The sequence below is a fragment of the Martinezella tropici genome (assembly GCF_008370325.1).
Classification (GTDB): domain Bacteria; phylum Pseudomonadota; class Alphaproteobacteria; order Rhizobiales; family Rhizobiaceae; genus Rhizobium; species Rhizobium tropici_B.
Genome location: NZ_VNIP01000011.1, coordinates 173,030 through 198,072, shown reverse-complemented (window position 1 = coordinate 198,072; position 25,043 = coordinate 173,030). Strand labels below are relative to the sequence as shown.

Annotated in this window: 19 protein-coding genes; 9 read left to right on the top strand and 10 right to left on the bottom strand. The window is 60.4% G+C overall.

What is annotated here, in order from left to right; genetic code table 11:
- Positions 1 to 4 precede the first annotated feature (4 nt).
- Entirely contained in the window at positions 5 to 598 is a 594-nt protein-coding gene (locus FP026_RS21845) for a glutathione S-transferase (protein ID WP_149636687.1), read from the bottom strand.
- 29 nt (positions 599 to 627) lie between these two features.
- Positions 628 to 1,479, bottom strand: coding sequence for a 23S rRNA (adenine(2030)-N(6))-methyltransferase RlmJ (locus tag FP026_RS21840; protein WP_149636686.1), 852 nt, complete (start codon positions 1,477 to 1,479; stop codon positions 628 to 630).
- Between the two features lie 81 nt (positions 1,480 to 1,560).
- Between FP026_RS21840 and FP026_RS21835 the strand changes: the two genes are divergently transcribed.
- From FP026_RS21835 to FP026_RS21825, 3 genes are all read left to right on the top strand, one after another.
- Positions 1,561 to 3,684: a molybdopterin-containing oxidoreductase family protein gene (locus FP026_RS21835; RefSeq protein WP_246665406.1), complete on the top strand. Its 2,124-nt coding sequence runs from the start codon at positions 1,561 to 1,563 to the stop codon at positions 3,682 to 3,684.
- Complete coding sequence (locus tag FP026_RS21830) at positions 3,681 to 4,274, top strand: NUDIX domain-containing protein (protein WP_149636684.1); 594 nt, start codon at positions 3,681 to 3,683, stop codon at positions 4,272 to 4,274. Before FP026_RS21835 ends, FP026_RS21830 begins: the two co-directional genes overlap by 4 nt.
- A gap of 150 nt (positions 4,275 to 4,424) precedes the next feature.
- Complete coding sequence (locus tag FP026_RS21825) at positions 4,425 to 5,594, top strand: alpha-D-ribose 1-methylphosphonate 5-triphosphate diphosphatase (protein WP_149636683.1); 1,170 nt, start codon at positions 4,425 to 4,427, stop codon at positions 5,592 to 5,594.
- A gap of 53 nt (positions 5,595 to 5,647) precedes the next feature.
- Here the strand turns inward: FP026_RS21825 and purN are convergent, their stop codons facing one another.
- Both purN and purM read right to left on the bottom strand, forming a co-directional pair.
- Positions 5,648 to 6,319 (bottom strand): phosphoribosylglycinamide formyltransferase, encoded by a 672-nt coding sequence (purN, locus tag FP026_RS21820; RefSeq protein ID WP_149636682.1) that lies wholly within the window; start codon positions 6,317 to 6,319, stop codon positions 5,648 to 5,650.
- Positions 6,316 to 7,389: a phosphoribosylformylglycinamidine cyclo-ligase gene (gene purM / locus FP026_RS21815; protein ID WP_149636681.1), complete on the bottom strand. Its 1,074-nt coding sequence runs from the start codon at positions 7,387 to 7,389 to the stop codon at positions 6,316 to 6,318. The genes purN and purM overlap by 4 nt, the downstream gene beginning before the upstream one ends.
- A 222-nt stretch (positions 7,390 to 7,611) precedes the next feature.
- Between purM and FP026_RS21810 the strand changes: the two genes are divergently transcribed.
- From FP026_RS21810 to ppx, 4 genes are all read left to right on the top strand, one after another.
- Positions 7,612 to 8,742 carry an AI-2E family transporter gene (locus FP026_RS21810; protein ID WP_149636680.1) on the top strand — a complete coding sequence of 377 codons (1,131 nt, stop codon included), beginning with the start codon at positions 7,612 to 7,614 and terminating at the stop codon, positions 8,740 to 8,742.
- A gap of 2 nt (positions 8,743 to 8,744) precedes the next feature.
- Positions 8,745 to 9,458, top strand: a complete 714-nt coding sequence (gene hdaA, locus FP026_RS21805; RefSeq protein ID WP_149636679.1) for a DnaA regulatory inactivator HdaA — start codon at positions 8,745 to 8,747, stop codon at positions 9,456 to 9,458.
- Positions 9,459 to 9,533: 75 nt separating this feature from the next.
- Complete coding sequence (locus FP026_RS21800; RefSeq protein WP_149636678.1) at positions 9,534 to 11,735, top strand: RNA degradosome polyphosphate kinase; 2,202 nt, start codon at positions 9,534 to 9,536, stop codon at positions 11,733 to 11,735.
- Between the two features lie 11 nt (positions 11,736 to 11,746).
- A complete protein-coding gene (ppx, locus tag FP026_RS21795; protein WP_149636677.1) occupies positions 11,747 to 13,267 on the top strand; it encodes an exopolyphosphatase in 1,521 nt (506 codons plus the stop codon).
- A gap of 50 nt (positions 13,268 to 13,317) precedes the next feature.
- Here the strand turns inward: ppx and FP026_RS21790 are convergent, their stop codons facing one another.
- The 4 genes from FP026_RS21790 to FP026_RS21775 form a co-directional block, all read right to left on the bottom strand.
- Positions 13,318 to 14,676 (bottom strand): esterase-like activity of phytase family protein, encoded by a 1,359-nt coding sequence (locus FP026_RS21790; protein WP_149636676.1) that lies wholly within the window; start codon positions 14,674 to 14,676, stop codon positions 13,318 to 13,320.
- A gap of 163 nt (positions 14,677 to 14,839) precedes the next feature.
- A complete protein-coding gene (locus FP026_RS21785; protein WP_149636675.1) occupies positions 14,840 to 15,892 on the bottom strand; it encodes an adenylate/guanylate cyclase domain-containing protein in 1,053 nt (350 codons plus the stop codon).
- Positions 15,893 to 16,082: 190 nt separating this feature from the next.
- Positions 16,083 to 17,228, bottom strand: coding sequence for a ribonuclease D (gene rnd, locus FP026_RS21780; RefSeq protein WP_149636674.1), 1,146 nt, complete (start codon positions 17,226 to 17,228; stop codon positions 16,083 to 16,085).
- Positions 17,229 to 17,398: 170 nt separating this feature from the next.
- The gene (locus FP026_RS21775) at positions 17,399 to 18,790 is read right to left on the bottom strand and encodes a multicopper oxidase family protein (RefSeq protein WP_149636673.1); all 1,392 of its coding nucleotides are present in this window, start codon (positions 18,788 to 18,790) and stop codon (positions 17,399 to 17,401) included.
- Between the two features lie 646 nt (positions 18,791 to 19,436).
- Between FP026_RS21775 and aspS the strand changes: the two genes are divergently transcribed.
- Positions 19,437 to 21,227: an aspartate--tRNA ligase gene (gene aspS, locus FP026_RS21770; RefSeq protein WP_149636672.1), complete on the top strand. Its 1,791-nt coding sequence runs from the start codon at positions 19,437 to 19,439 to the stop codon at positions 21,225 to 21,227.
- A 180-nt stretch (positions 21,228 to 21,407) separates the two neighbouring features.
- Here aspS and FP026_RS21765 read toward each other — a convergent pair whose 3' ends face one another.
- Positions 21,408 to 22,577: a serine hydrolase domain-containing protein gene (locus tag FP026_RS21765; protein ID WP_149636671.1), complete on the bottom strand. Its 1,170-nt coding sequence runs from the start codon at positions 22,575 to 22,577 to the stop codon at positions 21,408 to 21,410.
- Between the two features lie 66 nt (positions 22,578 to 22,643).
- Between FP026_RS21765 and FP026_RS21760 the strand changes: the two genes are divergently transcribed.
- A complete protein-coding gene (locus FP026_RS21760; RefSeq protein WP_188112653.1) occupies positions 22,644 to 23,309 on the top strand; it encodes a TetR/AcrR family transcriptional regulator in 666 nt (221 codons plus the stop codon).
- A 378-nt stretch (positions 23,310 to 23,687) separates the two neighbouring features.
- Here FP026_RS21760 and FP026_RS21755 read toward each other — a convergent pair whose 3' ends face one another.
- On the bottom strand, positions 23,688 to 24,875 hold the full coding sequence (locus FP026_RS21755; protein WP_149636670.1) for a hypothetical protein: 1,188 nt from the start codon (positions 24,873 to 24,875) through the stop codon (positions 23,688 to 23,690).
- Positions 24,876 to 25,043: the final 168 nt, after the last annotated feature.

Below are 25,043 nucleotides of genomic sequence, written 5' to 3'. Positions count from 1 at the left end.
GGTGTCAGACTTGCGGCTTCATCGCCGGAAAATCGGGGAAATGCTTCTCGAACTTGTGCGCCCAGTCGATCAATCCCGCATGATCCGCCTCCCATTGCCCCTCAAAGCGGAGTTGCAGATAGCCGACGAGGGCGGCAAGCGCGAAATGCCCCGCATGCAGCTTCTTGCCGATCTTCGGCGGTTCGGCGTCGAGATGGGTGAGGGCGCGGCTGACCTTCGTCCACTGCCGGTCGATCCAGGGCTGATGCTGTTTCTCGGGTTCGCGAAGGCGACGCTCGTAGACGATCGACAGAAGGCACTCATTGGTGCCGTCGATCAGCGCTTCCAGGACCTCGATTTCGGTGCGCTTGCTCTTTTTCGAAGGATAGAGCCCGCCCTCGCGGCGATCGAAATAATGCATGATGGCGCGGCTGTCGAAGATGGCTTCGCCGTCGCCGGTCAGCAAGGTCGGGATCTTGCCGAGCGGGTTGTTGTCGATGAGTAGTGTCGGACCGGCATTCGTATCGACGTGGATTTCCTCAAGCTTGATGCCGAGATGGCGAGCGGCCATGCGCACCTTGCTGGAGAAGGGGGAGGTGGACGAGCAAAGAAGTCTCATGAAATCACCTGTGGGTATGTGGAGCAAATTCAATGTTCGCCGCGCAGCCAGAAGGCGCGCTGCGAGGCGAAACGGTCCTGCGCCAGCATGTCCTTCAGTGCAGGCAGGAGTGCATGCAGCTCGTCCTTCAGCGTGAAGGGCGGGTTGACGACGATGAGGCCGGATCCGGTAAGCCCGGTGAAACCGCGATCGCTTTTGACGATCAGCTCGGCGCAGAGCATTTTCGGAATTTCCAACGCCTGCAGCGCTTCGTGAAACGGTTTGATCGGCGCGTCCTTCTTGATCGGATACCAGAGGCAATAGGTGCCGCCGGGAAACCGGCGCCAGGCCTTTGCAAGGCCGTCGATCAGCCGCTCATATTCGCCTTCCTCTTCGAAAGGCGGGTCGACGAGCACGATGCCGCGCTTCTCCTTCGGCGGCAGATGCGCGCCGAGCGCCAGCCAGCCGTCGAGTTCGGTGATGCGGGCGTGGTGATCGCCTTCGAACAGCCGGTGCAGCCGCTGGAAATCGTCCGGATGCAGCTCCATCGCCGAAAGCCGGTCCTGCGGACGGAACAGCATGCGGGCAAGTTTCGGCGAGCCGGGATAGAGCCTTAGCCCACCTTCAGGGTTCAGCTCGCGGATGACGGCAAGATAGGGCTCCAGCAGCTCGGCCACTTGCGGCACGAGCTCCGCCTCCAGCACCCTGCCGATGCCATCGCGCCACTCGCCGGTCTTCTGCGCTTCCTCGGAGGAAAGATCGTAAAGCCCGATGCCGGCATGCGTGTCGAGGACGCGGAAGGCCTTATCCTTGTTCTGCATGTAGCGGACGAGGCGCGCGAGGACCGCGTGTTTCAAGACATCGGCAAAATTGCCCGCGTGATAGATGTGCCGATAGTTCATTGTCGGTGAAGTCCGCATGAATTGTTGAGATGGGCCGGATTGTCTCTAGTGGCCGGACATTGCTTGAAATATACAAACATCATGAACATTGCGACCCCCATCCAGGCCAAATCGCGCATCGGCCACACCGCCTGTCCGCACGACTGTCCCTCCACCTGCGCGCTGGAGGTCGATCTGACTGAAGACGGCAGGATCGGCCGCGTTCGCGGCGCCAATGACCATTCCTACACGTCCGGCGTCATCTGCGCCAAGGTCGCCCGCTACGCCGAGCGGCTCTATCACCCCGATCGGCTGATGAAGCCGCTGCGTCGCGCCGGTGCCAAGGGCGAGGGACGTTGGCAGGAGCTTTCCTGGGACGATGCACTCGACGAGATCGCCGATGCCTTCGTCAAGGCCGAAGCCAGGGACGGCAGTGAGGCGATATGGCCCTATTTCTATGCCGGCACCATGGGCTGGGTGCAGCGCGATTCCATCGAGCGGCTGCGCCATGCCAAGCGCTATTCCGGTTTCTTCTCGTCGATCTGCACCAATCCGGCCTGGACCGGCTTCACCATGGCGACCGGCGTGCTGCGTGGTCCCGATCCCCGCGAAATGGGCCGCACGGATTGCGTCGTTATCTGGGGCACGAATGCCGTGGCGACCCAGGTCAACGTCATGACCCATGCGGTGAAGTCGCGTAAGGAACGCGGCGCCAAGATCGTCGTCATCGATATCTACGACAATCCGACGATGAAGCAGGCCGATATGGCGCTGATCGTCAAGCCGGGCACGGATGCAGCCCTTGCCTGCGCGGTCATGCACATCGCCTTTCGCGACGGCTATGCCGACCGCGCCTATATGGCCAAATATGCCGACGACCCCGCCGGGCTTGAAGAGCATCTGAAGTCGAAGACCCCGGCATGGGCCGCGGCCATCACCGGCCTCTCGGTTGAAGAAATCGAAGCCTTCGCCAAGCTCGTGGGAACGACGAAGAAGAGCTACTTCCGGCTCGGCTATGGCTTTACCCGCCAGCGCAACGGCGCGATTGCCATGCATGCGGCCGCATCGGTCGCCACCGTTCTCGGCTCCTGGCAATATGAGGGCGGCGGTGCGTTTCATTCGAACAGCGATATCTTCCGCATGGATGCGAGCGAACTGACCGGCCGCGCCATGAAGGATATGGATATCCGCATGATCGATCAGTCGCAGATCGGCCGCGCCTTGACCGGCGATGCCGTGGCACTACGTCATCGCGGCCCGGTGACCGCGATGCTGATCCAGAACACCAATCCGGTGAACATCGCGCCCGAGCAGCGGCTGGTGAAGTGCGGCTTTGCCCGCTCCGACCTCTTCGTCGCCGTACACGAGCAGTTCATGACCGATACCGCCGAGATGGCCGATATCGTCATTCCCGCCACCATGTTCGTCGAGCATGACGACATCTACCGTGCCGGCGGGCAGAACCACATCCTTCTCGGCCCGAAGCTTGTCGAGCCGCCGCCGACCGTTCGCAGCAACCTTTTCGTGATCGAGGAGCTCGCCAAGCGCCTCGGCGTTGCGGATTGCCCCGGCTTCGGCTTCTCCGCCCGCGAGATGATCGACAGGGTTCTGTCCAGGAGCGGCCTGCCGGATTACGATTATTTCCTCGAACACAAATGGTTTGACCGCCAGCCTGACTTCGAGGATGCGCATTTTATCAATGGTTTCGCCCATCCCGACGGCAAGTTCCGCTTCCGTCCGGATTGGGTCAACCAGCCAGCGCCGAACCGCCCGCCCGCGTCGATCGGATTGCTCGGCCCCCATATCGAGCTGCCGGAGTTTCCGGATCAGGTCGATGTCATCGAGGTGGCCGATCCCGAGCATCCGTTCCGGCTTGCGACCTCGCCATCGCGCAATTTCCTGAATTCGAGTTTCGCGGAGACGAAGACGTCGCGGCAGAAAGAAGGCCGTCCCGAGGTGATGGTCAATCCGGCCGATGCCGAAGCACTCGAGATCATCCATGGGGAGTTGGTCCGCATCGGTAATGGCCGCGGCGACATCCGCCTACATGCACGCGTGACGACGGAAGTGAAACCGGGCGTGCTGATCGCCGAGGGGCTTTGGCCGAACAAGGCCCATATCGACGGCGAGGGCATCAATGTGCTCACCGGCGCCGATCCGGTCGCGCCCTATGGCGGCGCGGCTGTCCACGACAACAAGGTATGGCTTCGCAAGGACGTGGCATGAGTAAATTTGACAAGGCGAAAGCCGAAATCGTCAGCGAGAAGACGCTGGCGGACCAATGGACGCGGCTCAGCACTTTTGAGGTCGATTACACGGATTCACAGGGCGAAAAGCATCGGCTGAAGCGCGAAGTCTATCATCGCACGCCTGCCGCCTGCATCCTGCTCTACGATCCCAGCCATGAAACGGTGGTGCTCGTCCGGCAGTATCGCCTGCCGTCGCAGCTTGTCGGCCTGCCGGAGAGAATGATCGAGGTGCCCGCTGGTCTGCTCGATGGCGACGATCCGGAAGCGGCGATCCGCCGAGAAGCCATAGAAGAAACCGGCTTTCGCGTGCGCGATGTCCGTTTCCTGTTCAAGGCGATGACTTCGCCGGGATCCGTGACCGAAATCATCCATTTCTTCGCCGCTGTGATCGATACGTCCGACCGTGTCGCCGATGGCGGCGGGCTTGCGGAAGAGCACGAGGATATCGAAGTCCTGGAAGTTCGCCTGTCCGATGCGATGGCGATGATCGAGAAGGGCGATATCTATGACGCCAAGACGATCATGCTGCTGCAATGGGCGGTTTTGAATGTTGCAAGCTTGAGGTAGGCGGCCGAACGGGCGGGAAGCTTCGCGGTAACTCTGTTCTCCGTGTTCATCACAGTGTCATGAATCGAGCTTACCGGGGCGTGCTGGCCGGAAACATTCGAATGTTTCCGCGCCTCCTTCGATCATAGACGCTGTTTCAGGAGAAAGCCGATGTGGCTCAGCAATTTCACGCTCGTTCTTCCCAATGAAGTCGTCGAAAAGGGCGCGGTACGCATCGAGGATGGCGTGATTGCCGAAATCCGCTCGGAGCCGGTGGAACAGCCGACCTTTGACGGCGGCGGCCGTTTGCTGATGCCGGGCTTCGTCGACCTGCACTGCGACATGGTGGAGCGCGAGATTGCGCCGCGGCCGAATGCGATGATGCCGATCGATTTCGGCATTCACGAGCTCGACAAGAAGCTGGCGGCGGCCGGCGTCACCACGGCCTTCGCCGCGCTCTCCTTCGCGACCGAAAGCGTCTATGGTCACGTCCGCTCGCTCGAAACCACCTCGGCAGTCATCCGTGGCATCGGCAGCTTGCGTGACGAGCTGCTGATCGACCATCGCGTCCATGCGCGCTACGAAATCACCAATCTCGGCGCGGCTCCGACCTTGGAGCGGCTGCTGGAAGAAGGCTCCGTCGATATGGTCTCCCTGACCGATCACACGCCGGGGCAGGGGCAGTATAATGACATCGAAAGCTATATCCACAGCATGTCCGAGCGCCGCTCCATGTCGCGCGAAGCGGCAGAAGAGGTCGTCGCAAAGCGTATTGCGCAGCGCCAGGACCCAGACATTGAGCGCAAGCTGCATGACGTGGTTGGACTTGCTCTGAAGCACAATCTGTCGCTCGCCTCGCATGACGACGACAGTGCCGAAAAGGTCGCCGCGATGCACGAACTCGGCGTGACGATCAGCGAGTTCCCGGTGACCGGACCGGCCGCCGAAGAAGCCTGCCGCCGTGGTCTCTGGACGCTGATGGGCGCGCCGAACGCGCTGCGCGGCCAGTCCATGTCCGGCAATCTCAGTGCCCTGGATGCGGCTCGCTCCGGTCTTCTCGGCATCATTGCTGCCGATTATCACCCAGCTGCCTTCGTGCCGGCGATCTTCAAGATCGCCGATGTGGTTGCAGGCGGTCTGCCGGCCGCCGTTGCGATGGCAACGTCCAACGCTGCCCGTTCGGCCGGTCTGATGGGTCGCGGCGAAATCGCCGTCGGCCAGCTTGCCGATCTGGTGGCCGTCGAGCCCGGTGCGGTCCACCGCATCCGCGCCACCTTCCGCGGCGGCCGTATCGTCTATAGCGACGGCACGCTGCACCCGCTGATGGCAATGGCGGCTTGAGGAAAGACGATTGAACGGCGGATGAGGGGGCTTTGACGCTATAGGTCCCTGTTTTAACCCGCATCCCCAAGCAGTGATAAAATCTGCCGTCCATCGACAGCAGATGTTTTGCCGAGGCTAACGGCCTTGCCACCTTCCATCCTGACCTTGCCTTCCGCCATCAGCCGCAGCGATTGCGGATAGAGCTGATGCTCGACCGTCAGCACGCGGGCGGCAAGGCTGTTTGCGGTATCGTCGCTCAGCACGGGCACGGCCGCCTGGCCGACGACCGGGCCTTCATCCATGCATTCGGTGACGAAATGCACGGTGCAGCCCGCGATGCGCATGCCGGCGTCGATGGCGCGCTGGTGCGTGTGCAGGCCGGGGAAAAGCGGCAGCAGCGAAGGATGGATATTGATGATCCGGCCCTCGTAGGCCTGGATGAAGCGGCCGGAGAGCAGCCGCATATAGCCGGCAAGGCAGATGATGTCGGGGGAGAGGGCTTCCAGTTGCGAAAGGATCGCCTCTTCATGGGCTTCCTTGCTGGCAAACTCCTTGCGCACGAAAGCGAAGGTCGCGATGCCCTCCGCGGCGGCCTTTGCCAGTCCGCCGGCCTCCGCTTTGTCGGAGATGACGCCGACGATCTCAGCCGGATAGTCGGCCGCTTTCGTGGCTTTCAGAAGAGCCAGCATGTTGGAGCCGCCGCCGGAGATGAAGACGACGACGCGTTTGCGCGGCGTGGTCATAGAGCCAGCGTGCCCTTGTAGACGGTGCCGTGTGCGCCTTCTTCGCGAGCGATCATGCGGCCGAGCGTAACGACAGCTTCGCCTTCAGCCTCGAGCGCGGCCTTTACTGCGTCGACGTTTTCTTGAGCAACGACGACGATCATGCCGATGCCGCAATTGAAGGTGCGCAGCATTTCCTTGGCCTCGACGCCGCCCGTCTTGGCAAGCCACGAGAAGACCGGCGGCACCTTGACGGCGGCAAGATCGATTTCGGCGGCGAGATGCTTCGGCAGTACGCGCGGAATATTCTCGGGGAAACCGCCGCCGGTGATGTGGGCGAGTGCCTTGAGGGCATGGGTTTCGCGGATGGCCTTGAGCAACGGCTTCACATAGATGCGCGTCGGCGTCAGCAATGCTTCGCCGAGTGCCTTGCCTTCGGCAAAGGGAGCCGGCGCATCCCAGCCGAGGCCGGAAAGCTCGACGATCTTGCGCACCAGTGAAAAGCCGTTGGAGTGAACGCCTGACGAGGCGAGGCCGAGAATGATATCGCCCTCGGCAATGTCGCCCGAGGGCAGCAGCTGGCCGCGTTCGGCCGCACCGACGGCAAAGCCTGCCAGATCGTAGTCGCCGTGGGAATACATGCCCGGCATCTCCGCCGTCTCGCCGCCAATCAGCGCGCAGCCTGCATCGCGGCAGCCGGCAGCAATGCCGCCGACGATCGCCGCGCCCTGGTCTGGATCGAGCTTGCCGGTGGCGAAGTAATCGAGGAAGAACAGCGGCTCGGCGCCCTGGACGACGAGATCGTTGACGCACATGGCGACCAGGTCGATGCCGACGGTATCATGATAGTCGGCGTCGATCGCGATCTTGAGCTTGGTGCCGACGCCGTCATTGGCGGCGACCAGCACCGGATCGGTAAAGCCGGCAGCCTTGAGGTCGAACAGGCCGCCGAAGCCACCGATCTCGCCATCGGCACCCGGCCGGCGCGTCGAACGGACGGCAGGCTTGATCTTTTCGACCAGCAGGTTGCCGGCGTCGATATCGACGCCCGCGTCGCTATAGGTCAGACCGTTTTTTCCAGACTGGCTCATGCTTCCGCCTCCGATGGCCGCCCATCCATTATGACAGGGCTTTGATCGGGTCGCCATTGCATGATAGGGGCCTTTATGCAAGGCGGAAGCGCTGCATCCCCCTTGATTTTCCCCGCTTCCCATTGCCCGAGGTGGATTTCCGGCCTCAGGCTTGACCATAATTGCGGCATCATCCTATGTCCTAAGCACACGGCAAACGGGCGCGGAGTAACGGGGAAGACGATGGAGCAAAAGGTCAGCGGGGCGAGCCTCAAGCGTCAAGTCACGTTCTGGGTGATCGTGCTCGTCGTCTTCATCGGCTTCGTCTACATCTTCAGCACGATCCTGCTGCCATTCATTGCCGGCATGGCGGTCGCCTATTTCCTCGATCCGGTCGCCGACCGGTTGGAGCGGATCGGCCTCAGCCGCCTGATGGCGACGGTGGTGATCCTCGTTTCCTTCGTGCTGATTTTTGCGCTGGCCCTGACGATTTTCATCCCGATCATCATCAACCAGTTCAACGATTTCATTCAGCATATACCGACCTATGTGCAGCAAGTGCAGCAGCTGATCGCCAAGGCGCAGACGATGGTGCTGCCGGACTGGATCCGCAATCAGCTCGGCGCGATCAAAGACAATTTCTCGAGCATCATGTCCGAGGGTCTGAGCTTCGTCGGCGGCCTGTTTGCGCAGATCTGGAGCTCCGGCAAGGCGCTGGTCAATATCATCTCGCTGATGGTCGTCACGCCGGTCGTCGCCTTCTACATCCTGCTCGATTGGGATCGAATGATCGCCAAGGTGGACGACTGGACACCGCGCGACCATGTCGCCACCGTCCGCCAGATCGCTCGCGAGATCGATCAGGCGATCGCCGGCTTCATCCGGGGCCAGGGCTCGCTCTGCATCATTCTCGGTGTGTATTATGGCGTCGGCCTGTCGCTGGTCGGCTTGAACTTCGGCCTCCTGATCGGCCTCTTTGCCGGCATGATCAGCTTCATTCCCTATGTCGGCTCACTGGTCGGCCTCATCCTGGCGGTCGGCGTCGCCCTGGTTCAGTTCTGGCCCGACTATCTCTGGGTCGGCCTGACGGTCGCCGTTTTCTTCACCGGCCAATTCCTCGAAGGCAACGTGTTGCAGCCGAAGCTCGTCGGCGAAAGTGTCGGCCTGCATCCGGTTTGGCTGATGTTCGCCCTTTTTGCCTTCGGCGCGCTTTTCGGTTTCGTCGGGCTGCTGATTGCGGTCCCAGCGGCTGCCGCATGCGGCGTTCTTGTCCGCTTCGCCCTTTCGCGGTACCTTCAGAGCGATCTTTATTACGGACGCTCGGAAGCAGGCAAGGCGCGCAGAGCCAAGGCCGGCAAGCCCGAGAACAGCTAGACATGACCGACGCAAAGAACGCTGATCTGAGGCGCAAGGCCGCCGAACAGCTAGCCTTGGCCTTTACGCACGATCCCGCAAACGGGCGTGACGACCTGCTCGTTGCCGATCCGTTGAGCGCGGCGGTGAAGATCGTCGACTCTTGGCCGAAGTGGCAGTCGCCGGTCGTCATCCTGGCGGGTCCTGTTGGCTCGGGAAAATCGCATCTCGCGAGCATCTGGGCCGAACGGTGCGGCGCCGTCCACATTCATCCCGTGGCCGGCTCCGATGCCGCAGTTGCAGCGGCGAACGGCCCCGTCATCTTCGAGGATGTGGATCGTCTTGGCTTTGACGATACCGAGCTGTTCCATGTCATCAACAGCGTTCGCGAAAATGGCACCAGTCTTTTGATGACGAGCCGGCTCTGGCCGATGTCCTGGCCGGTGACGCTGCCCGATCTGCGCTCCCGCCTGAAAGCGGCAACGGTGGTTGAGATCGGCGAACCGGACGAGGAATTGCTGTCGCAGGTGATCGTCAAGCTCTTCGCCGACCGCCAGCTTTATATCGATGACAAACTCGTCCTTTATATCGTCAACCGTATGGAGCGTTCACTCAACGCGGCGCAGATGATCGTCGACAGGCTGGACCGGCTGGCACTTGGGCGAGGCACAAGGATCACGCGCCTGCTGGCCGCCGAGGTGTTGAACGAACTGGGCAATTCGGGTCAGCCGGATTGAGCTGACACCGACTGTCACAGTTCCGTCGTCAAACTGATATACGTGGCACAAGATTGGAAAGAGGGTAGGTGGAACATGGACTCGGCACTCACGGAACAACAGGATGCCAACCAGGAAACCCCGGAGGCCGCACCTCCCGTCAGCGAGCTGCTGACCAGCCCCGAGCGTTTCATCAACCGCGAATTTTCCTGGCTGCAGTTCAATCGCCGCGTCCTTGAGGAGACGCTGAACACCGCCCATCCGCTGCTGGAGCGCGTTCGTTTTCTCTCCATTTCCGCCGCCAACCTCGATGAATTCTTCATGGTGCGTGTCGCCGGCCTCGAAGGCCAGGTCCGCCAGAAGATCCTGGTTCGCACGCCCGACGGCAAGACACCCGCCGAACAGCTCGATGACATCCTGCGCGAGATCGACAATCTGCAGATGGAGCAGCAGGCTTCGCTTGCCGTCCTGCAGCAATATCTTGCCAAGGAAGATATTCTGATCGTCCGTCCGGCTGCGCTTTCCGATGCCGACCGTCAATGGCTCCACACCGAGTTCGAACAGGCGATCTTCCCGGTCCTGACGCCGCTCTCCATCGACCCGGCCCATCCTTTCCCGTTCATCCCGAACCTGGGTTTCTCGATCGCGCTGCAGCTGAAGAGCATGAACGGCCGCGAACCCATGACGGCGCTGCTGCGCCTGCCGCCGGCGCTCGATCGCTTCGTGCGCCTGCCGGATGCAAGCAACGTCATCCGCTACATCACGCTTGAAGATGTGGTGAACATCTTCATCCACCGGCTCTATCCCGGATATGAGGTGCAGGGCTCGGGTACGTTCCGCATCATTCGAGACAGCGATATCGAAGTCGAGGAAGAAGCCGAAGATCTGGTGCGCTTCTTCGAAACCGCGCTGAAGCGCCGCCGCCGCGGTTCCGTGATCCGCATCGAGACCGATTCCGAAATGCCGCTCGAGCTTCGCCAGTTCGTGGTGGAATCGCTCAACGTACCGGGAAACCGCATCGCGGTTCTGCCCGGCCTGCTTGCGCTCAACACGCTGTCGGAAATCTGCAAGGCTCCGCGGGACGATCTTCGCTTCGAGCCCTATAATGCCCGATTTCCTGAGCGCGTCCGCGAACATGCCGGCGATTGTTTCGCCGCGATCCGAGAAAAGGACATGGTCGTCCACCACCCCTACGAGTCCTTCGACGTGGTGGTCCAGTTCCTTCTCCAGGCTGCGCGCGATCCTGACGTTCTGGCGATAAAGCAGACGCTCTACCGTACCTCGAACGACAGCCCGATCGTCCGCGCGCTGATCGATGCGGCCGATCTCGGCAAGTCGGTTACGGCCCTGGTGGAACTGAAGGCCCGGTTCGATGAAGAGGCAAACATCCGCTGGGCGCGCGATCTGGAGCGCGCCGGCGTGCAGGTCGTCTTCGGCTTCATCGAACTCAAGACCCATTCGAAGATGTCGATGGTCGTGCGTCGCGAGGACGGCAAGCTGCGCACCTATTGCCACCTCGGCACCGGCAACTACCATCCGGTCACCGCCAAGATCTACACCGACCTGTCCTACTTCACCTGCGATCCGAAGATCGCCCACGACATGGCGAATATCTTCAACTTCATCACCGGCTACGGCGAGCCGGAGCACGACATGAAGATCGCGGTCTCGCCCTATACACTGCGGCAGCGCATCCTGCAGCATATCGAGGGCGAGATCGAGCACGCCAGGAACGGCCATCCGGCCGCGATCTGGATGAAGATGAACTCGCTTGTCGATCCCGACATCATCGACGCGCTCTATCGCGCCAGCAATGCTGGCGTCGAGATCGATCTGGTGGTGCGCGGCATTTGCTGCCTGCGTCCGCAGGTGCCGGGTCTATCGGAAAATATCCGCGTCAAGTCGATCATCGGCCGCTTCCTCGAGCACAGCCGCATCTTCTGCTTCGGCAACGGTCAGGGCCTGCCATCGGACAAGGCGCTGGTCTATATCGGCTCTGCCGACATGATGCCGAGAAACCTCGATCGCCGCGTTGAAACCCTCGTGCCGCTGACCAACAAGACCGTGCATGAGCAGGTGCTTTCACAGATCATGCTGGGCAATATCATTGACAATCAGCAAAGCTACGAGATATTGCCGGACGGGACTTCACGGCGCATGGAAGTGCGCCAGGGAAAAGAGCCATTTAATGCGCAGCAGTATTTCATGACCAACCCCAGCCTGTCGGGTCGTGGTGAAGCCTTGAAATCCAGTGCACCGAAACTCATCGCTGGACTGCTGTCGGGCCGCAACAAATAAAATGGACCTTCATGGTTGAATCTGAAGCCCAGGGGCGCCTTCCGGGTATTGCCCCTGTCTCCGTTGTCGATATCGGGTCGAACTCGGTCCGTCTTGTCGTCTATGAAGGCCATTCGCGGTCTCCGACCATCCTTTTCAACGAGAAAGTGCTATGCGGCCTCGGCAAGGGTATAGCGCTGACCGGCAAGATGGATGAGGAAAGCGTGGCGCGGGCATTGGCCGCACTGCATCGCTTCAAGGCGCTCTCCGATCAGGCGCGCGCGTCCACCATTTATGTGCTCGCAACGGCAGCTGCGCGCGAGGCCAGCAATGGCCCGCATTTCATCCATCAGGCTGAGGCCATCCTGCAGCGCAAGGTGCGTGTGCTGTCCGGTGAGGAGGAGGCGCGCTTCTCCGCCCTCGGCATCGTCAGCGGCTTCTTCCATCCGGACGGGATCGCCGGCGATCTCGGCGGCGGCTCGCTGGAGCTGATCGACATCAAGGACCGGGACATCGGCAAGGGCATCACGCTGCCGCTCGGTGGCCTGCGCCTATCCGAATATGCCGGCGGCTCGATCGAAAAGGCACGCAGCTTCGCGCGCAAGCATGTCAAGACGGCCAAGCTATTGAGCAAGGGCGAGGGCCGCACTTTCTATGCGGTCGGCGGCACATGGCGAAGCGTAGCCAAGCTGCACATGGAAATCCGCAAATATCCGCTGCACATGATGCAGGGCTATGAAGTACCGCTCGACGAAATGATCCGCTTTCTCGATCAGATCGTCGAATCGAAGGATTCGAAGGACCCGGCACTGCAGGCGGTTTCCAAGCATCGCCGTTCGCTGCTGCCCTTCGGCGCGGTTGCCATGCGCGAGGTGCTGGCCGCGATGAAGCCCTCCGTGATCTCCTTCTCCGCCCAAGGCGTGCGCGAAGGTTATCTCTATTCCCTGTTGACCGAGGCCGAGCGCAACAGCGATCCGCTGCTCACCGCAGCCGGCGAGCTTGCCATCCTGCGTGCGCGTTCGCCGGAACATGCCCGCGAGCTGGCGGAGTGGACGGGGCGGATGCTGCCGTTTTTCGGCATCACCGAGACCGACGAGGAAAGCCGCTATCGCCAGGCCGCATGTCTGCTTGCCGACATCAGCTGGCGCGCGCATCCGGATTATCGCGGCCTGCAGGCGCTGAACATCATCGCCCATACGTCCTTCGTCGGCATCACCCATGCGGGCCGCGCCTTCATCGCGCTTGCCAACTACTATCGTTTCGAGGGATTGAACGACGACGGGGAGACAGAACCGCTGGCGACGATCGCCACCCCGCTCTACCTCGAGCGGGCCAAGCTGCTCGGCGGCCTCTTGCGCGTCGTCTATCTCTTCTCGGCGTCGATGCCCGGCATCGTCCGCAACCTGTCGTTTCGCCGCTCGACAAATCCGGATTTGGATCTCGAATTCGTCGTTCCCGCAGAATATCACGATTTTGCCGGCGAGAGGCTGGACGGGCGCCTGCAGCAACTCGGCAAGCTGACGAACCGCCGTCTGGCCTTCTGCTTCGAATAGCGTTTTGAAGCCTCTCCCCACAAACCAGGGAGAGGCTGTTTCGTCGCTACTTACTTCGCGTTCAGGAAATCACCGACTTCGAGAAGGCTGAACTCGTTATCGTCCGCCTTGTCGACGGCGCGGCCTGCCGAGAAGGGCAGGTTGTTGTCATTGCCGATGATGATATGCGTGGCATCGACGCGGTCGACATTCTCGATGGTGACGAAAGGCATGTCGTAGAAGCCTTCGCCGCCGCCCTGGCGGCGCTTGTGATCCGGGTCCTCGATACGCAGCAGGTCGATATAGCCGATCTTGCGAACGGATTTGCCGACATTGGCGTCGCTGAACTCGATCTTGTAGACGCGCTTCAGCTCGGCCGGAGCCTCGAAGCAATCCGGCTTCGGCTGCTTGGGATCGGCGCAAGCCTTATCCTTCGTGCCGGCGCCGTTGTCGCGTTCGATGACGAGGGCCGTCGTTTCGTCGAGCATGTTGAAATCGCCGATCGACACACCCTTGTCCGCGAAAGGATAGAGCCAGCTGCGGCCCGTCCAGCTCTTCGAGGCGACGTCGAATTCGATGACGCGGATGGCCGTCTTGCCATCGACGCTCTCCATCTGGCCGTCATCCTTGTAGATCGGGCCTTCCAGCAGACCGTAGAGCTTGGAGCCGTCCTTCGACATGGCGAGGCCCTCGAAGCCGCCCGAGCGCTTCAGGTTGAAAGCCGGCATTTTCTGCGTGGGGTTGCCGGGCAGCTGCAGCAGGGCATTGTCGGGAGACATGACCGGCTTGCCGTCGAGTGTCGTCGGGAAGACGTCCGCCAGCTGGCCGTTCGTATCGAACTTCAAAAGATAGGGGCCAAACTCGTCGCCGATCCAGAAGCCGTCGGCAACCGGCTGGACCGATTCGATATCGAAATCGGCGCCGGTCAGATAACGCTTGTCGGCGCCTTCGAGCACGATCGGGAAGGGGGCTTTTTTATTCGGATCGGAGAGGAACAGGTTCTTGACGACCTCGACCTTGCCGTTATCCCAGTTGAATTTCAGCTGATGCAGGAAGAGCATCGCATCGCTGGAGTTCTGCTTGGAGCCGAAGCCGTTGTCGGAGAGCGTCCAGAACGTGCCGTCGGGCATGGTCCTGATGCCGGAGAAGCCCTGGATCGGCTGGCCGGCGAAGGGCAGCTTGAGGTCGGTGACGCGGGCGCCGTCCTTGCCCGGCACGGTGCCGAGCGCGTCGGTGCGCTTGCGATCCGGCGTGGTGAACTTGCCTGACGTTTTCAGGAAGTCGGGCGCATCGGCAGGAGCGGCAGTGACGGTATTGGCCGGCAGAATGGCCTGTCCGGCTAGCTTTGCCTTGAATTGCTGCTCGTCGGCCTGGGCCGAGGCGGCAAGCAAAATGAAGAGCGCCGTGGAGGCTGAAAGAATTCGGGTCATCATGTCACCTTGTTGGCGAGGAGTGGCGAAACAATCCCGCTTAACAGGCGAGCCATGTCGGCGAATTAACGCTCAGGTGAAGTTTTGGTGACTGTGGACAACCCATGAGATGTGAAGCTTGGGCGAGTAGTATTATCGATGCACATCCCAAGATTTGCACTGCTTACGATCTACCGCGAACCGTCTTCAGCGCCTCTCGATCCTGCGTATGAAGGGCGATGACGCCAAGGTGCTGATCGCGGCCGCGAACGGCATGTTCGCCGAGCTCTTCCTTGATGATCGCTTCCGGAAGCTCCATGCGTCTGGCAAGCTCGCTGGAAATCAGCACCTGGCGCTCCAGCGTTTTGCAGAGTGACTCCAGCCTTGCCGTCGTATTCACCGTGTCGCCGAAATAGGCGATCTTGTGGTGGTCGACGCCGATTTCGCCCGTCACGATGCTGCCGCCATGGAGAGCAGCTCTAAGACGCGGCACTCTGCCGTAAGATTTCAGCCAAGTCTCGGCGTTCTTTTCGATATCGTCGAGGATATTGAAGACGCAGCGCACGCAATTGGCATTCTTGACGCCCCGCTGGAGCGGCCAGGTGATGATAGCAGCGTCGCCGATATAGTCGTCGATCGCGCCCTTGTGCCGGCGCACCGGCTCGGCCATGGCGCCGAATACCGCGCCGAGGAATTCCTGCGTTTTCAAGTCGCCGTGTTCCTCGGCAAAGGCAGTGGAGCCGACGAGATCGACGAAAAGAAATACACGCTCCTCCTGCACCGGGTTGCGGTAACGGCCGGTCAACAGGCTGGAGAAGACGTCGCGGCCGAGCAATTCCCGCACGCGGCCGATGAAAATGACGATGGCGGTCACCAGGACGGCATAGATGTAGACGTCTATCTTCAGTACCGTCAGGTCCTCCCATGATGCTTTGACCAGGCCCAGCAATTTCATAGAGCTGCCTGCGGTGGCATAGCCGACGCTCATCAGCAGGAAATCGACGACGAGAGCCGAAAGGATGAAGGCCGGCGTTGGCAGCCTGTGCATCCAGTCGTTCAGCCGCGGCAGGATCATGCGGCGCTCGAAGGCGAGCAGCGGCATGCCGCAGAACAGCGCGAAGATTCCGCCGATATATATCGGAGATTCCGGAAAGAAGATTTTGCCGTAAATGACGCCTGTCGAAGCGACGAACAGCGATATCAGGATCCAGTTGCGTATCGAATGGAAAACGCCCATTCATTTTTCCGCCGAGAAGTGACGCCTGTCATCGACGCGGAATTGCGCCGGCAAACCGAACGTCATCGAATAGAACGATTACATCAGACGTTCATTCCACGAGATTTGCGGCGCAATCGTGATTGCAGCCGCCATATCGCTTCCCGAATCATACGCAATTACAAGGGATCGGGGAAGGATAATGTCGTCGCTAGAGGGCGACCGTCTCGATCCGCTTGCCGACGAAACGCAGAGCCACCTGGCCTTGGATCAGCTGCAGGGCCGTCTCACCGAAAAGATCGCGCCGCCAGCCGGTCATGGCCGCCACGTCGGCCTTCTCTCCTTCGGCGGCGATCTTGTCGAGATCGTCGCTGTTGGCGATCACTTTCGGCGCGACGCCATGCTTTTCGGCGATGAGCTTCAGCAGCACTTTCAGCAGTTCCGAGGCGGCGGCCGTGCCTTCGGGTGCCTGCTGATGGCGTGGTGGATGCGGCATCTCCGATTTCGGCAATGCCAGCGCCGCATTGATTGCCTCGATCACTGCCGCGCCGGCCGCCGAACGCTCCCAGCCTTTCGGGACGGTACGCAGCCGCGCAAGCGCCTCGCTGTCCTTCGGCTGCTGCTGGGCGATCTCATAGATCGCGTCATCCTTCAGCACGCGGGCGCGTGGCACGTTGCGGGCGCGTGCTTCACGTTCGCGCCACGCGGCCACATATTTCAGAACCGCGAGCTCTTGCGGCTTGCGCAGCCGCATCTTCAGTCGCTGCCAGGCGTCGTCGGGATGCAGATCGTAGGTTTCGCGCGCTTCGAGGATTGCCATTTCCTCCTGCAGCCAGGAGGCGCGTCCCTCGCGCTTCAGCTGCTCGTCGAGCGAAAGATAGACGTCGCGCAAATGGGTGACATCGGCGAGCGCATAGTCCAGCTGCTTTTCCGAGAGGGGACGTCGGCTCCAATCGGTGAAGCGTGAGGATTTGTCGATATGGACGTTCTTGATGCGGCTGACGAGCTGATCGTACGAAACCGAATCGCCGAAGCCGCAGACCATCGCCGCGACCTGGGTATCGAAGATCGGATGCGGAATGAGGTTGCCGCGATGGAAAATGATTTCGATATCCTGGCGCGCGGCGTGGAATACCTTCAGTACCGAAGGATTGGCCATCAGTTCGAAAAACGGCGCCAGATCCAGACCCTTGGCCAGTGGATCCACCAGCACTTCGGTTGTTGGGCTTGCCATTTGTATCAAACACAGTTCCGGCCAGAAGGTCGTTTCTCGCAGGAACTCCGTATCGATGGTAATGAATTCCGACTTGGCCAGCTCTTGGCAGGCCGCCTCCAATTGGGCGGTAGTTTCGATCATCTCAACACATTCATCGGTAAAATAGTTGTTTAACTTCCTTCTCCTTTCAGCCGAATATGTCAATACTTTCGCGGGCAAAGCCTTGCCGCATTTCGCTTTTGGCTGAAATTAATGGAAGCGGATGACGCTTTGCTCGAAACCGGCCTCGGGCCAGCACCGTTTGCTGCTGCCTACGCCACACGCACGTAGCTGGTCATGCCCGTCTTCTGATGCTCGATGATATGGCAATGCAGCAGCCAGTCGCCGGGATTGTCGGCAACGAAGGCGAGCTGAACCTTTTCATCCGGCTGGATCAGATAGGTGTCTGACACAAAAGGCTGTACTTGCCGCGTCGAGGAGGACAGAACCGTGAAGCTCATTCCGTGTAGATGGATCGGATGACTGTGCGGGGTGACATTTTCCATGTCGATGACATAGCTCTTGCCGAGCTTCAGTTCGGCGAGCGGCGCAGTCGGATCGGGGGTGTCGCCAGGCCACGGCACCCTGTTGATCGCCCAGAAGCTGTAGCCGAGCGAGCCGCAGATGCTGTTGTCGGCCGTGTTTTCCGCCGTGGCGCTGAGGATGAGCGGGATATGTGTTGCCGCGCCAAGATCGGCCTTCTGCACGGGATTATCTTCCAGCGGCGCCAGATCGCGGACATCGCGCTTCAGGGAGCTGCCAACCGCCCGCAGCGTTGCCAGCACTTTTGGATCGGTGCCCTTGATATCCTCGAGCTTGACGACCGAACCCTCGCTGTCCGGCATGCGCACGGCGAGCTCCAGCCGCTGTCCCGGCCCGAGCTGCAATAGATCCAGCGGAAAGCGTTGCGGCACGGGATTGCCGTCGATCGCGATCACGGTCGCCTCCGCGCCGTCCATGCGGAAGGAATAGATGCGCGTGACGTCGGTAATTGCGATGCGCAGACGCACAAGCCCGCCGGAAGGGGCATCATATTGCGGCTGCTGCTGCCAGTTCGCGGTCCGGACTGTGCCATAGGTGCCGGATTTGGCCGCATCGCGGGGACGGAACTGGGCGATGAACTGTCCGTCTCCCCCCAAGCGCCAATCGCGCAGATTGAGCACTACTTCCGAATCGAATGGCGGATCCTTGGGATTTTCCACCACGATGACACCAGTCATGCCGTGGCCCATCTGCTCCAGCGTGTTGCAATGCGGATGATACCAGAAGGTGCCGGCATCCGGCGGTGTAAAGGCGTAGTCGAAATGATCGCCGGTATAGACATAGGGCTGGGTGAGGAACGGCACGCCGTCCATGGTGTTCGGAAGGCGGATGCCGTGCCAGTGGATGGTCGTCGGATCGTCTATACCGTTGATGAGCCGGGCCGCGAAGGCTTCGCCCTTTCTCATGCGCACGACCGGCGGCATGCCGGCCTCGCCATAGGTCAGCACGTTCTTGGTGAGGCCGCCATTTGTCAAGTTGGTCTCGATTTTGGCTGTCTTCAGCGTGAGCGGCTCGGCTGCCGCCGCCTTGCCCGTAAGCCTTCCGGCGATGCCGAGACCAACGCCATAGGCTCCGGCAACGGCTGAAGCTTTCAGGAGATTGCGGCGGGTGAGGATCGGCATGTCATGCTCCGAAGGCGAAGATCTATGGATGCCTGTTTAAAGTTGACTTCGATGTTCAGCAATAGCATCGAGGCAGCCAAACTGCCGCAGCGGCTACTTGCGGATGTCGATATGGGGATGTTCGTCCTGCTGGATATCAATCGAGCTGTATGTTCTTTGCTTGGGAGTGGCTGAAAGAGGAGGCACCATGCGTCGCGACGTTCCAGACCGGCTACAATCCTCGCCGAGTTGAAAAACACTGGAGAATGAACTGATGGATGAGGCGTGCGCGGGTCTATTTCGCCCCTGGCGGGCGAGAAAGCAATTTCATTGGCTTAGGAATTGCGAAACGGGAGCTCCAATGCATTCTGAAGCTTGGCGCAATTTCTAAGTCATTGAAATTGCAAGAGTGGGGGGCCGCTTCTTGTTCAATCTAGTTCAAGAGCTCTGCGTGTCCCTGCCTTCCCCTCTCTTGCAATTTCTAACACTTAGCCTTGCGGCTAAATGTAAGAAATTGCTTTCTCGCCCGCCAAGGGCGAGATAAGGCAATCGTTCGAGCCTTGACAAATCGGGCGCACCATGCGCTTTTCCGCCCGATTTTCTCGTCGGCGGGCGAGGGGTTTGCGTGTCCTTTCGCCGCCGCCCGCCAAGTCCAGGATATATAATTATGCATCGCTATCGCAGCCACACATGCGCCGCCCTGCGCAAGTCCGACGTCGGTTCGACCGTCCGTATCTCCGGCTGGGTTCATCGCGTCCGAGATCATGGCGGCGTGTTGTTCATCGACCTGCGCGATCACTACGGCATTACCCAGGTCGTTGCCGATCCGGATTCTCCGGCCTTCAAGCTCGCCGAAACCGTTCGCGGCGAATGGGTCATCCGCATCGACGGCCTAGTGAAGGCGCGTACCGAAGACACGATCAACAAGAGCATGCCGACTGGCGAGATCGAGCTTTACGCTCAGGAGATCGAAGTTCTGTCGGCCGCCAAGGAGCTGCCGCTGCCGGTCTTCGGCGAGCCGGACTATCCGGAAGACGTTCGCCTGAAGTATCGCTTCCTTGATCTGCGCCGCGAAACGCTGCATCGGAACATCGTCAAGCGCACGCAGGTTATCTCCTCCATGCGCCGCCATATGGGCGAAGTCGGCTTCACCGAATACACGACCCCGATCCTGACGGCCTCGTCTCCGGAAGGCGCGCGCGACTTCCTGGTGCCGAGCCGCATCCATCCCGGCACCTTTTACGCTCTGCCGCAGGCGCCGCAGCAGTATAAGCAACTACTAATGGTCGCCGGCTTCGACCGCTATTTCCAGATCGCGCCCTGCTTCCGCGACGAAGACCCGCGCGCCGATCGTCTGCCGGGCGAATTCTATCAGCTCGACCTCGAAATGAGCTTCGTGACGCAGGAAGACGTCTGGAACACCATGGGCCCGTTGATGACCCAGGTGTTCGAAGAGTTTGCAGACGGCAAGCCGGTCACCAAGGAATGGCCGCGCATCCCCTATGACGAAGCCATCCGCAAGTACGGCTCCGACAAGCCGGACCTGCGCAACCCGATCGTCATGGAAGCGGTAACCGACCATTTCGCCGGATCCGGCTTCAAGGTCTTTGCCAACATGATTGCCTCGAACCCGAAGGTTCAGGTCTGGGCGATCCCGGCCAAAACCGGCGGCTCCAGAGCTTTCTGCGACCGCATGAACGCCTGGGCGCAGAGCCAGGGCCAGCCGGGCCTCGGCTATATTTTCTGGCGCAAGGAAGGCGAGAAGCTCGAAGGCGCCGGCCCGCTTGCCAAGAACATCGGCGAGGAGCGCACCGATGCGATCCGCACCCAGCTCGGCCTCGGTGACGGCGATGCCTGCTTCTTCGTCGCTGGCGATCCGGACAAGTTCTATAAGTTTGCCGGCGAGGCCCGCACCAGGGCCGGCGAGGAGCTGAACCTGGTCGACCGCGATCGTTTCGAGCTTTGCTGGATCGTCGACTTCCCGTTCTTCGAATGGAGCGAAGAAGAGAAGAAGGTCGATTTCGCGCACAACCCGTTCTCGATGCCGCAAGGCGGCCTCGAAGCGCTGCAGAACCAGGATCCGCTAACGATCAAGGCGTTTCAGTACGATGCCGTCTGCAACGGCTTCGAAATCGCTTCGGGCTCGATCCGTAACCAATCGCCGGAGACGATGGTCGCCGCCTTCGAAAAGGTCGGCCTCAGCCAGGCCGATGTCGAAGAGCGTTTCGGCGGCCTTTACCGCGCCTTCCAATACGGCGCGCCTCCGCACGGCGGCGCTGCCTTCGGTATCGACCGTATCGTCATGCTGCTGGTCGGCGCCAAGAATCTGCGCGAGATCTCGCTGTTCCCGATGAACCAGCAGGCACAGGATCTGCTGATGGGCGCTCCCTCGGCCGCAACGCCGACGCAGCTGCGCGAACTAGCCATCCGCCCGGTGCCGCCGGTCAAGAAAGACTGAGGCTTTTACAGGCCTAATGAAATGCAAAACCCGGCGACCGAAATCGCCGGGTTTTTGTTTGGCATGCTAATACCAGCTAGAGCATGTCGCGCAAAAGTGTGCAGCGGTTTTGCGACAACGACATGCGCAAAATCAAAGACCTAAAGCGTGGGAAGCGAATCTGAAAGATCGCGACACGCTTTAGATAGCGGCGTAGATCGCATCGCGAAGATTGATGGTGAACTGTCCCCACATGCCCTCGAGCGTCGTGTTGGTAAGCGCAACGACTGTCAGCCGTTTCTCCGGATCGACGAACCAGCTGTGGCCGTAGACGCCACCCCATTTGATCGTGCCGATGGAGAAGGGGACCTGTGCCGCAACGGGATCGATGACGACGGACCAGCCATAGCCGAAACCGAAGCCGGCTTGCTGCGCGTGCATATGGCCGCCCGCCTGATCAGCCATCATCGTCTTCACGGTCTCGGCAGACAGCAGCGGTGAGCCGCCCCTGCGCACGGTTTCGAGGATCGCAAGGATGTCACTGGCCGTTCCGGCCATGCCCGCGCCGCCGGACTGGTAGGAACTTGGATCGAATATCCTGTCCGGCGCAAAGCGGATCGTGCCATCGAGGATCGGGGCCAGCGCCTCATCCCCCATCCGCTGTGGTTCCGATGCACCATTGATATAGGCGGCAGCAAGGCGGTTGCGGTCACGGACGGAGAAGGCGGTATCGGAGAGGCCGAGCGGCTTCATGACAAGCTCCGCAACCGCACCGCCGAGAGAGCCGCCGGTTTCCTTCTCGATGACGCCGCCGAGGACGTCCATCGCGAGCGAGTATTCCCAGCCTTCGCCGGGTGCGAAACGCAGGGGAGCGCTCCCAAGGCGGCGCAGGTTTTCCGCAAGCGGCAGGCCGGGTTGGTCGAGCCCGTCCGACACGCCGGCGCGGTTGTAGGGATCATTTTCGTTACCTGAGAACGCGTAGCCCAAGCCGGATGTGTGGGACAGCAGATGCCGAATGCGGATCACCGCCTCGCCGCCATCCGGCAGACGCGGCCTGAAATCCGGCAGCCATTTGGTGATCGGATCTTCAAGGCCGATGCGGCCCTGTTCGACAAGCCGCATGGCGGTAATAGTGACGATCGGCTTGGTGACGGAAGCAAGCCGGAAGATGGCATCCTCCCGCATAGCCACACTGTTCTCCCGATCCGCCAGACCGGCGGCGCGGCGATAGACCAGCTCCCCATCGCGGGCGATGAGGACCACCGCTCCGACCAGCCTCTTGTCCGACAAGGCGGAATCAATTGCGATATCGACGCCTTCAGCAAGGCTGCCGTCGTTCGTACGAGCGGAATTTTCCAGGGGAAGACTCATGGGGCAAAACCTTCTATAATCACAATGACCATTCCTGAATAAACCAAATCGGGAAATAATTCTAGAGTGACCATTGTGAAAAATAAGGAAGAGATGGAAAATTCTTCGCCGCGCAAGCGTGGACGCCCGCCCGCCTTCGATCGCGAGACGGTTCTCGCCGCAGCGCGCGACACGTTCTGGAAGCATGGCTATGACGGCTCCTCCATTGCCGATCTGACGGCAGCTATGGGCATCACGCCCCAAAGCCTCTATGCCGCCTTCGGTTCGAAGGCCGAGCTCTATCGCGAGACGCTCGATCAATATCGGCGCATGCCCAGGCCGGAACCCGGCAATCCCTTTCAGGACAAGGTGGATACGGTGAGCGCCTTCGAGCACTTTCTGACGAATTCCGCCAAGATCTTCACGGCGCCGGAACACCCGAAAGGCTGCATGATATCGACGGCGGTCCTGAACTGCGCCGAGGAAAACGAACCGATCGCCCATCACGTGGCATCGATGCGCCTGCAGACGCTGGATATCTTCACCGCCCGGATCGAGCGCGGTATTGCGGAAGGTGATATGCGGCCGGATGTCGAGGCTCGCTCGCTTGCTCGTTTTCTGGGCGCAATCGTGCAGGGCATGTCCGTTCAGGCTCGCGACGGCGCGACCACAAACGAATTGCTTGCCCTGATGTCTCATGCGATCGATGCACTGAACAGGGTTACTATTAAGGGCAACAGGAATGAGCAATGATATAGAAAAGAATAAGAAGCCCCATATCGTCGATACATTGAAACAGGCGAGAAACGTAAGGGTATATCTCCTGGCCTATGCCGTGATTGCGTCTTTTATATTGTGGATGTACCCAAGCGATTGGCTCGGATTCGTTCTTGTATTTGTTTTCGGGTTCCTAGCGTCCGGCCGGCTTAATAAGCTCTTCAGTGGCTCGGACTGGAATATACGCGAGCAAGGTAACAAGGAACGGGATAGTTCAGATAATAGGCAGTAACAATGTAACGTCTGAATCTCTCGAGAAGTATCGGCTGGGGTTTCAGCCCTAAGTAATGGCAAAGAAAAACCCGGAGATAGAGATCGCCGGGTTTCTGAATGGCATCGGGAACGAACGACGGGTCAGTCGTTCGAGGAAACCTTGAGGCCGATGACCTGCGGGATCGTCTGCGGTGCACCCATGGCGGCACCGATGATCATCGGCACCGGCACCGGCTTGCCGGGAGCGGCGGTGACGGTCAGGCTCTTCGGATTGTCGAGATAGGTGTTGACGGCAGTCGAAACCGCATTCTGCAGTTCCGGAATATTGAGCTGCGCCATCATGATCGGCGTCATCGCCTTCAGCGTGTCGGCCAGCTGCTTGCCCGTGACGCCCTGCTGCTTGCCGGCGAAATCGAGCGCGCGCGCTGTGATCGAGGCATCGTCGAAGCGAATCGCAGCGCTGTTGAAGGTCAGCTGCTGGAGGAGGCCCAGCATGGCGAGGCCAGCCGACTGTTGCGCTTCCTGCTGATTCGGATTGGAGCGAACCGTCTTGAGCGCGTCCTGCAGCGACTTCGCAAAAGCGGGCGTGTAGCCGGAAATGCTGAAGGCGAGGTTCAGCTTGCCGATATCCTTGAAGTCAAAGGAATATTCGGTGATGTCGATCGTGCCGGGACCGATCTCCCAGCTGCCCTTCATCGCGATCGTGCCATCGATCTGCTGCAGCTTGAGCGCTTCGATCGCTTCCTTGGACTTCTGGTCGTCGACCTTGCTGAGATCGGCTTTGACACCATTGATCTTTGCGTCGAAGTCGAGACCCGACTTGTCGCCGCGCTTGTTCATCGTCGCATCGGCGCCCGCGATCGAGAACACTTCTGCGCCGTCCTTGGTGACGGAGATTTCACCGGCATGGGCGCTCTTGTAGTAGAGCAGCGAGGCGAGGTCGCCCTTGGTGGCGTCAGCCGGGATTTCGACGCCGCTCAGCTTGAGGTCGCTGGCGGAAACGGCTGCGCCATCCTTGTTGAAATCGACATCCGCGAAGTCGATTTCTTCGATCGTGTAGCCGCCATTGCTTTCCTCGACGCCATCCATGGTGATGTCACCGAGCGGGATGGCCTCGCCCATGTCGGCCGTCTTGAAGCTTGCACCCTTCAGCGTCACGGTGCTACCGTCGACATCGATACCCCCAGCGGCAATCGAAGCGCCCTGCTGGCCGTAGATGTCGTTGATCTTTTTCAGCAGGTCGTTGCCGTCGAGGGCGAAGGCCGAATTGGCGAAAGACAGGATGACAGCGCTGCAGAGCATCAGCCGCGTGGTCCGATAGAAAGTCATTATGGCGTTTCCTCGTTGAGCCGGTAGTATCGGCGGGGGTGTACATATTGCGCGTGTACTGCGCCGACTTATATTGATCTTTCTCTGAAAATCCAATGACAATGAATGTAGCGCGCGAGTGCAGCAAAAATGTATCGGTGGCCATCTCGCAGGATGGCCGAAATGCCT